Origin of the sequence: Sphingomonas sp. OV641 (assembly GCF_900109205.1) — a bacterium.
GTDB lineage: Bacteria > Pseudomonadota > Alphaproteobacteria > Sphingomonadales > Sphingomonadaceae > Sphingomonas.
The window spans coordinates 1-8,099 of sequence record NZ_FNZB01000020.1 but is presented as its reverse complement, the minus strand read 5'-3'; the positions used below and the strand labels follow the sequence as shown (position 1 = coordinate 8,099).

The 8,099-nt window shown below is 65.0% G+C and carries 9 protein-coding genes and 1 pseudogene; all 10 read right to left on the bottom strand.

Features of this window, described 5'->3' with window-relative positions; genetic code table 11:
* Positions 1-262: 262 nt before the first annotated feature.
* Positions 263-1,090, bottom strand: coding sequence for an arsenical resistance protein ArsH (gene arsH, locus BMX36_RS20965; RefSeq protein WP_305825955.1), 828 nt, complete (start codon positions 1,088-1,090; stop codon positions 263-265).
* Complete coding sequence (locus BMX36_RS20960) at positions 1,087-2,373, bottom strand: arsenic transporter (protein WP_043061442.1); 1,287 nt, start codon at positions 2,371-2,373, stop codon at positions 1,087-1,089. The genes arsH and BMX36_RS20960 overlap by 4 nt, the downstream gene beginning before the upstream one ends.
* Entirely contained in the window at positions 2,373-2,801 is a 429-nt protein-coding gene (gene arsC / locus BMX36_RS20955) for an arsenate reductase (glutaredoxin) (protein WP_018251256.1), read from the bottom strand. The genes BMX36_RS20960 and arsC overlap by 1 nt, the downstream gene beginning before the upstream one ends.
* Before the next feature lie 11 nt (positions 2,802-2,812).
* Positions 2,813-3,145, bottom strand: coding sequence for an ArsR/SmtB family transcription factor (locus BMX36_RS20950; RefSeq protein ID WP_018251255.1), 333 nt, complete (start codon positions 3,143-3,145; stop codon positions 2,813-2,815).
* 78 nt (positions 3,146-3,223) lie between these two features.
* Positions 3,224-3,574, bottom strand: a complete 351-nt coding sequence (locus BMX36_RS20945; protein ID WP_018251254.1) for a DUF3147 family protein — start codon at positions 3,572-3,574, stop codon at positions 3,224-3,226.
* A gap of 30 nt (positions 3,575-3,604) precedes the next feature.
* Positions 3,605-4,522 carry a cation diffusion facilitator family transporter gene (locus tag BMX36_RS20940; protein ID WP_018251253.1) on the bottom strand — a complete coding sequence of 306 codons (918 nt, stop codon included), beginning with the start codon at positions 4,520-4,522 and terminating at the stop codon, positions 3,605-3,607.
* Positions 4,522-4,779 (bottom strand): CopM family metallochaperone, encoded by a 258-nt coding sequence (locus BMX36_RS22280; RefSeq protein WP_231376782.1) that lies wholly within the window; start codon positions 4,777-4,779, stop codon positions 4,522-4,524. Before BMX36_RS22280 ends, BMX36_RS20940 begins: the two co-directional genes overlap by 1 nt.
* Positions 4,715-4,954, bottom strand: a complete 240-nt coding sequence (locus BMX36_RS22275) for a hypothetical protein (protein WP_018251251.1) — start codon at positions 4,952-4,954, stop codon at positions 4,715-4,717. The genes BMX36_RS22280 and BMX36_RS22275 overlap by 65 nt, the downstream gene beginning before the upstream one ends.
* Positions 4,951-5,634 (bottom strand): ZIP family metal transporter, encoded by a 684-nt coding sequence (locus BMX36_RS20930; RefSeq protein ID WP_018251250.1) that lies wholly within the window; start codon positions 5,632-5,634, stop codon positions 4,951-4,953. Before BMX36_RS20930 ends, BMX36_RS22275 begins: the two co-directional genes overlap by 4 nt.
* A 25-nt stretch (positions 5,635-5,659) precedes the next feature.
* Positions 5,660-8,011, bottom strand: a pseudogene (locus BMX36_RS20925) (efflux RND transporter permease subunit); the annotation flags it as partial.
* Positions 8,012-8,099: the final 88 nt, after the last annotated feature.

Here is an 8,099-nt window from a genome sequence, read left to right as displayed (position 1 = left end):
GCCAAGAACGGCTATGACACCGGCGACCCGCCGATAGCACCGCAGAGTGCCATTTCTATCTAGCGGGCTGGTGCCATTTGTACTTAGCGCTTACAATCTGCCAGTCCGATAACATTGATTATGTAAAATCTGGTCGTGGTTTACGCTGTTAATTGGCCTCGCTTGGCTTCGAGCTGGGTCGAGTGAGCCAGCGCGGCGAGAGCTTCATCACTTCGCAAGCATCGGAAATAGTCAATTCTTTTAGGCAGTTCAGTTGTGAGACCTACGGCGCAATCGCGATGCTGGACAGGTCCATCGCAGTATTGATCGGCACCCCGGCTTCCTTTCGCTCTGAATAGCGATCGACCAGTTGCACAGTATGCGCGCGCAGCAGCACCGTGAACCGCACCAGCTCCTCCATCACATCGACGATCCGGTCATAGTAGCTCGATGGCTTCATCCGTCCGTCGTCATCGAACTCATTGAACGCCTTGGCGACGCTCGACTGGTTCGGGATCGTCACCATCCGCATCCAGCGACCCAGCACGCGCAGCGTGTTGACGCTGTTGAACGACTGCGATCCGGCCGACACCTGCATGACCGCGAGCGTCCGCCCCTGCGTCGGGCGCATCCCGCCCATCGACAGCGGCAGATGGTCGATCTGCAATTTCATGATGCCGGTGATCTGCCCGTGACGTTCCGGGCTGCACCACACCTGACCCTCCGACCATAGAGACAGCTCGCGCAGCTCATGGACGGCCGGATGGTCGTCGCCGGCATGTTGGTCGGGCAGCGGCAGGGCCGATGGATCGAAGATGCGCGTCTCGCAGCCGAAGAACCGGAGCAGGCGCGCCGCTTCCTCGACACACAGCCGGGAGAAGGACCGTTCGCGCAGCGAACCATAGAGCAGAAGGATACGCGGCGCGGAATCGAGCGGGCCAGCCCCTTCCCCCTCCAGGCCGCCATAGCCGACGAGGCTATCGGCCTCGAACCGGAAGAACAGGCGGCCAGGGTCGGCGAGGTCGGCGCTCGGTAGGCTCGCAGCGTTGAGGAACCATGCCAACCCGGCCAGCTCGGCGGGTTCGAGTGTCGTGATGGTCAGTCCCATCACGCGAGGCTGATCCGGATCGCGAGCGCCGCGAGCGTGATGAGCAACACCGGCACGGTGAGCGTGACGCCAACACGGAAGTAATAGCCCCATCCGATCCGCACGCCCTTCTGTCCAAGGACGTGGAGCCACAGCAGCGTCGCGAGCGAACCGATCGGCGTCAGCTTGGGGCCGAGATCGCAGCCGATCACGTTGGCGTAGATCATCGCTTCCCTGATCGCGCCCGTGGCGTGGGTGGCGTCGATCGAGAGCGCGCCTACCAGCACGGTCGGCATGTTGTTCATCACCGACGACAGGACGGCCGCGATCACGCCCGTACCCAGCGCCGCGCCCCACACGCCCCCTTGCGCCGTGCGATCGAGCAGCGCCGCCAGATGATCGGTCAGGCCGGCGTTCCGCAGGCCGTAGACGACGAGATACATGCCGAGCGAGAAGATCACGACCTGCCAGGGTGCGCCGCGCAGCACCTTGGCCGTTGAGATCACCTGGCCCCGCCCCGCGATCACCAGCAGCAGGATCGCGCCGGCAGCGGCCACGGCGCTGACCGGCACGCCGAGCGGTTCGAGCAGGAAGAAGCCGGCGAGCAGCAGCGCGAGAACGATCCATCCGGCGCGGAAGGTCGCGGCATCGCGGATCGCGTCGCGCGGCGCGCGCAGCGCTCCCACGTCATAGTCGGTCGGTATGTCGCGCCGGAAGAACAGCAGCAGCGCGCCCAGCGTCGCGGCGATCGACACGAGGTCGACCGGTACCATCACGGCCGCGTATTCGCCGAACCCGATCTTGAAGAAATCGGCCGACACGATGTTGACGAGGTTCGACACGACCAGCGGCAGGCTGGCGGTGTCGGCGATGAACCCGGCGGCCATGACGAACGCCAGCGTCGCCTTGTCCTTGAAGCCGAGCGCCCGCAGCATGGCGATGACGATCGGCGTCAGGATCAGCGCCGCGCCGTCGTTGGCGAACAGCGCGGATACCGCCGCGCCGAGCAGCACGATCAGGACGAACAGCCGACGACCATGCCCCCGGCCCCAGCGGGCGACGTGGAGCGCGGCCCATTCGAAGAACCCGGCTTCATCGAGCAGCAGGCTGATGACGATGATCGCGACGAACGCAGCGGTCGCATTCCAGACGATGCCCCACACCACCGGCACGTCGGACAGCGTGACCACCCCCGCGAGCAGCGCCACGACGGCCCCGCCCATCGCGCTCCACCCGATGCCGAGTCCCTTGGGTTGCCAGATGACGAGCGCGATCGTCGCGACGAAGATCAGGACGGCAAGGAGCATCAGGCGACGCGCTGGCCCGAAGCATCGACCACCTTCTCCCCGTCTTCCTTCGCGAACGCGCCGAGCTGATCGCTTGGCAGCAGATCAAGCACGGCATCGGACGGCCGACAGAGCTTCACGCCGAGCGGCGAGACAACCAGCGGCCGGTTGATGAGGATCGGATGCGCCATCATCGCATCCACCAGCGCGTCGTCGGACAGCGACGTGTCGCCCAGGCCCAAATCGGCATAGGGCGTCCCCTTCTCGCGCAGCAGCTCACGCGGCCTCATGCCGGCGCGGTCGATCAACTCGACTAGCAGCGCGCGTGCGGGTGGGGTTTTCAGATATTCGACCACATGCGGCTCGATGCCGGCATTGCGGATCATCGCCAGCGTGTTGCGCGACGTGCCGCACTCGGGGTTGTGATAGATGACGATATCGACGGCCACGGGATGTCCTTTCAGCAGCAGGGGGCGAGTTCGGCGACGAGCGGCGCGCACAGCTCCGCATTGCCGGCGCAGCAATCCTTGACGAGGAACAGCGTCAGCGCGCGCAGGCCGTCCAGATCGGCACGGTAGATGATCGAGCGGCTATGCCGTTCGGAGCGGACCAGACCCGCACGGGCGAGGATTCCGAGATGCGCCGACATGGTGTTCTGCGGCACGTCGAGCTGGCGGGCGATATCGCCTGCGGCCATGCCGTCCGGTTCGTGCCGCACCAGCAGGCGGAACACGTCGAGGCGGGTGCCCTGTGCGAGTGCGCCCAGCGCAGTGATAGCCGAGTCGTTTTCCATATATCCAGCATAGCGGATATATGGCGTTGGTCTAGTGTGCGTTGCCTCTCAACATTGCGGGAGACCTGCGCTGATGGCCTATAACCGCAGGCCGAGGCGTGGACCAAGGCATACCAGGCCGAGATAGAGCAGGATGGTAAGGAGGCACCCCGCGCCCAGCGCTAGCCAGAATGGTACGTTGCGCCCGAGCAACGCGGGGATCAGCAGGAACATCGGTAACGATGGCAGCACGAACCAGAAAGTCGCCCCGGCGTGAGACGCCATCAGCACCCGATCTTGGGTGTCGCGCCACAGCCAGATCATTCCCAGCACAGAGACTAACGGCAACGATGCGACAAGTGCGCCGACGCCGGGACTGCGCTTGGCGATCTCCGAAACCGCCGCGATAATCGCACCGGAGATCATTGCCTTGATGACGACATAGAGCATACCGGTTGTGACTTTCGATCGCCGAGATGGCTAGCGATGAAGGTGCTGGTCATCCTCACAGGCTTGCGATGGCGCTTCGGTCTGGATCGTCGAATGTTCGATCCCGAACCTCTCGTCGAGTGTTCTGGTCACTGCAACCCTGACGCTATCGGGATCGACGCCCTCGCCGAGCGTCACATGGGCGGTGCAATTGATCTCGTCCGAAGCCATCGACCAGACGTGCAGGTCATGAACGCCGGCGACACCCGGAATGGCGGCGATCGTTGAACGGATCTCCGGCAGCTTCAACCCGCCGGGGACACCTTCCAGCAGCACGTTGATCGTTCCCTTGAGCAGAACCCAGGTGCGCGGCAGCACCCACAGGCCGATGCCGATGGCGATGACTGGATCGACCCACGTCCAGCCCGTGAACCGTATCGCGAGGGCACCAAGGATGACGCCGACCGAGCCGATCATGTCGGCCCATACTTCCAGGTAGGCGCCTTTGACGTTGAAGCTTTCGTCCTTGCCGGCGGTCAGCAGACGCATCGATACGAAGTTCACGACGAGGCCAATGACCGCGACGATCAACATGCCGGTCGACTGAATCGACTGCGGCTCGCGGAAGCGCTGGATCGCCTCGTAAAGGATATACATGGCGACGACGAACAGCAGGATCGCATTGAAGGTCGCGGCGAGGATTTCCAGTCGTTTGTAGCCGAACGTCCGCTTGTCGTCGGCAGCCTTCTTGCCGAGATGGATCGCCATCAACGCGATGACCAGACCGGCGACGTCGGTCATCATATGGGCTGCGTCGGACAGCAGCGCGAGGCTGTTGAACACGAAGGCGCCGACCACCTCTGCCACGAGATAGGTCGCCGTCAGGGCAAGCGCCCATCTGAGCATCTTGGCGTTGGCGCCGGCCGTATGGTCGTGGCTGTGCCCGGCTTCGCCGTGATCGTGTGCCATTATCGCGTCCCCTTCTTTGTGGCTTGCCGTTCGGCGAGCCAGGCCTGCATCTTCACGATTTCGGCCTGTTGGGTCCGGATCACCTCCTCCGCCATCGCGCGCACCTTCGGATCGGTGCCGTTGGCAAGCTCGGCGCGAGCCATATCGACCGCACCTTCATGGTGCGGGATCATGCCCCGAAGGAAGTCGGTATCAGGATCGCCGGTCGACGGCATCGCCATGCCGGCCGTGCCGTGCGCTCGATCCGTGGATGGCATCGGTCGCACCGGACTCGTTCGATCCGAACTGGCCCGCCGGCTTGCCGCCGGAACACGCAGACAGGGCAATCGCAGCGGCCAGAAAGGACCATCGCGCCGTGGTGATCGACATTTTCTTCTCCTTACGGGATGGATCGCGGCGCACATCGACACCGCTCAAGGTCAGGCCGGTCACATCGCGATCTCCTCGATGAGCAGCAGTGCGAGAAAGCCGACGAAGAACATCGCGCTGATGAGCGGAGAGTCCGGTTTCTCGTGCGCCTCGACCAGCAGCTCCTCGGTGACGAGGTAGAGCAGCGCCATCAGGCCGAAACTCAGGAATCCCGTGATCCACACCGGCGACAGCAGCGCCACGGGCTGCACGACGAGTGCGCCGATCGGCACCAGCAGCGCAAGCGCGCAGGTTAGGCCGATCGCCTTCATCTTGCGATACCGGCTCGTCAGATCATTGGTGAGCGTCAGGGCCAGGAACAGCACTTCGAGCGTCAGCGCGACCGCCAGCAACGTGCCCGCCTTCTCGCCGGCGATGAAGGCCAGACCCAGAACCAGGCCGTCAATAGCAAGATCGAGCCCGATCGCGGCGAGCAGCGCCACGGGGCCGTCAAACCGGCCTTCCGCCGCCTTGAGGCCCAGCATTACCGCGACGCCGATCGCACCGCCGATCAGCGTCGCAGCCGGCGATCCCCCGTGCATCACCAGCGGCAGGATTTCGGTCGCCGCCGCGGCAAATACGACGCCGGCTGCAAGGTGCTGCATGGCGGCGACCAGCCTCTCGCCGGGTGTGCGCCACCCGGCGAGAAGCGCGCCGATCATGATCGCGATCATGGGGATCAGTGCGAACTTGAGCGCCGCCATCGTCAGTCCCCCCTGCCAGACGCGATCATGCGGGTTGCGGCAGCGGCGCGCCGTCGTCCGCCCTATCCGCGTCGTCGACCTTGACCGCTTGCTGCCCGAACCGGGCGTAAAGCGTCGGCAGCACGAACAGCGTCAGCAGCGTCGCCGAGATCAGGCCGCCGATGACGACGGTCGCGAGCGGCTTCTGCACTTCCGCGCCGGCTCCGCTGGCGAATGCCATCGGTACGAAGCCGAGACTGGCGACCAGCGCGGTCATGACGACCGGGCGCAATCGCTGGAGCGCGCCCGTCCGCGCCGCTTCGGCCCGGTCCATGCCCGACCGGATCAGCTCCTGCACCGAACTAACCATGACGAGGCCGTTGAGGACCGCGATACCCGACAATGCGATGAATCCCACCGCGGCCGAGATCGAGAAGTCCATGCCGCGAACGAACAGCAGCAGCACGCCTCCCACCAGCGCGAAGGGCACGCCGGTGAAGACGATCGCCGCATCGCGTACCGATCCCAAGGCCCCGTAGAGGAGCAGCAGGATCAGCACGAAGCACGCCGGCACCACGAGTTTGAGCCGCTGGCTGGCGGATTCGAGATTCTCGAACTGGCCGCCCCATTCGAGATAGCTGCCCGCCGGCAGGCGCACGCCGGCGACCGCCGCCTGCGCATCCGCGACCACGCTGCCGACGTCGCGTCCGCGGACGTTCGCCTGGACGACGACGCGGCGCTTGCCGTTCTCGCGGCTGATCTGGTTCGGCCCGTCGACGACGCCGATATCGGCGACGCTGGACAGCGGCACATAGCCACCGCCGGCGACCGGCACCTGCACCTGTTCGAGCAGCCCCAGGTCGGCGCGCTCGGCGTCCGACAGGCGGATGACCACCGGAAAGCGCCGGTCTCCCTCGAAGATCATGCCGGACTCGCGACCGCCGAGCGTGGCGGTGATGGTGTCCTGCACATCCTGCGCGGTGACGCCGACCCGTGCCATCGCGTCGCGGTTGACGCGAATGTCGAGCATGGGAAGTCCCGTCGTCTGTTCGACCTTCACGTCAGCCGCTCCTTGCGTCCGGCGAAGGATGCCGGCGATCTGTTCGGCGGTGCGGTTCATGGAGGCGAAGTCGTCGCCGAACACCTTCACCGCGATGTCGCCGCGCACGCCGGCGATCAGCTCGTTGAACCGCATCTGGATTGGCTGCGTGATCTCATAGGCGTTGCCCGGGAACTGCGCGAGCTTCGTCTCCAGCCGCTCGACCAGCGCGGCCTTCTCCAGTTTGGGGTCGGGCCATTCCGCATGCGGCTTCAGGATGACGAACATGTCGGTCGCGTTGGGCGGCATCGGGTCCGAAGCCAGCTCGGCCGTGCCCGTCTTGGAGAAGACGAACCGCACCTCGGGTTGCTTCGAGACCATGCGCTCGATCGGCACCTGCATCGCCTGGCTCTGCTGCACCGATGTCGCCGGAATGCGCAGCGCCTGGATGAGCAGGTCGCCCTCGTCGAGCTGGGGGAGGAACACCTGTCCCAGCGTCGTGAAGGCAAGCGCCGCGGCGACGAGGCTGACGACGCCGGCGCCGATGGTGATCGACGGTCGCTTCATCGCCTTCTCAAGGCCCGGTTCGTAGCGCTGCTTCAGCCACGAGATGATCCGCCCGTCCTCCTCGTTCACCCTCCGCGACAGCCAGATGGCGATCGCCGCAGGCACGAAGGTCAGCGACAGGACGAACGCGAACAGCAGCGCGATGATGACGGTGAGCGCCATCGGCACGAACGTCTTGCCCTCGACGCCGGTCAGCGTCAGCAAGGGCACATAGACGAGGATGATGATTGCCTGCCCGTACACGGACGGACGGATCATCTCGCGCGCCGCGGTCGCGACCGCCTCCAACCGCTCCTTGACGCTCAGCAGGCGACCTTCGTGATGCTGTTGCTCGGCGAGACGCCGCAACGCATTCTCGACGATGATGACGGCACCATCGACGATCAGCCCGAAGTCCAGCGCGCCGAGCGACATGAGGTTCGCCGAAACCCCCAGCCGTAACATTCCGAACCCGGTCAGCATCATCGTGACCGGGATGACCGCCGCGGCGATCAGCGCGGCGCGGAAGTTGCCGAGCAACAGGAACAGCACGACGATGACGAGCAGTGCGCCTTCGCCGAGATTCTTCGCCACCGTCTTGATGGTGGAATTGACCAGGGCTGTGCGATCGAGGACCGGCTGCACCACTACGTCGGGTGGCAGCGAGGCGTTGATCGACTTCAACCGATCGGCGACCGCGGTCGCGACGTTGCGGCTGTTCTGTCCGATCCGCATCACCGCGGTGCCGACGACGACCTCCGTGCCGTTCTCCGACGCCGATCCCATGCGGATCGCCTGACCCGTCTTAGGTGTTTGATCCCACGGTTTGATGGTGCGATCCTTTCGTTGGAATGGAAGGAAGCCGTATGGGACAGGTACGTCACGGGTGCGCCACGACCAC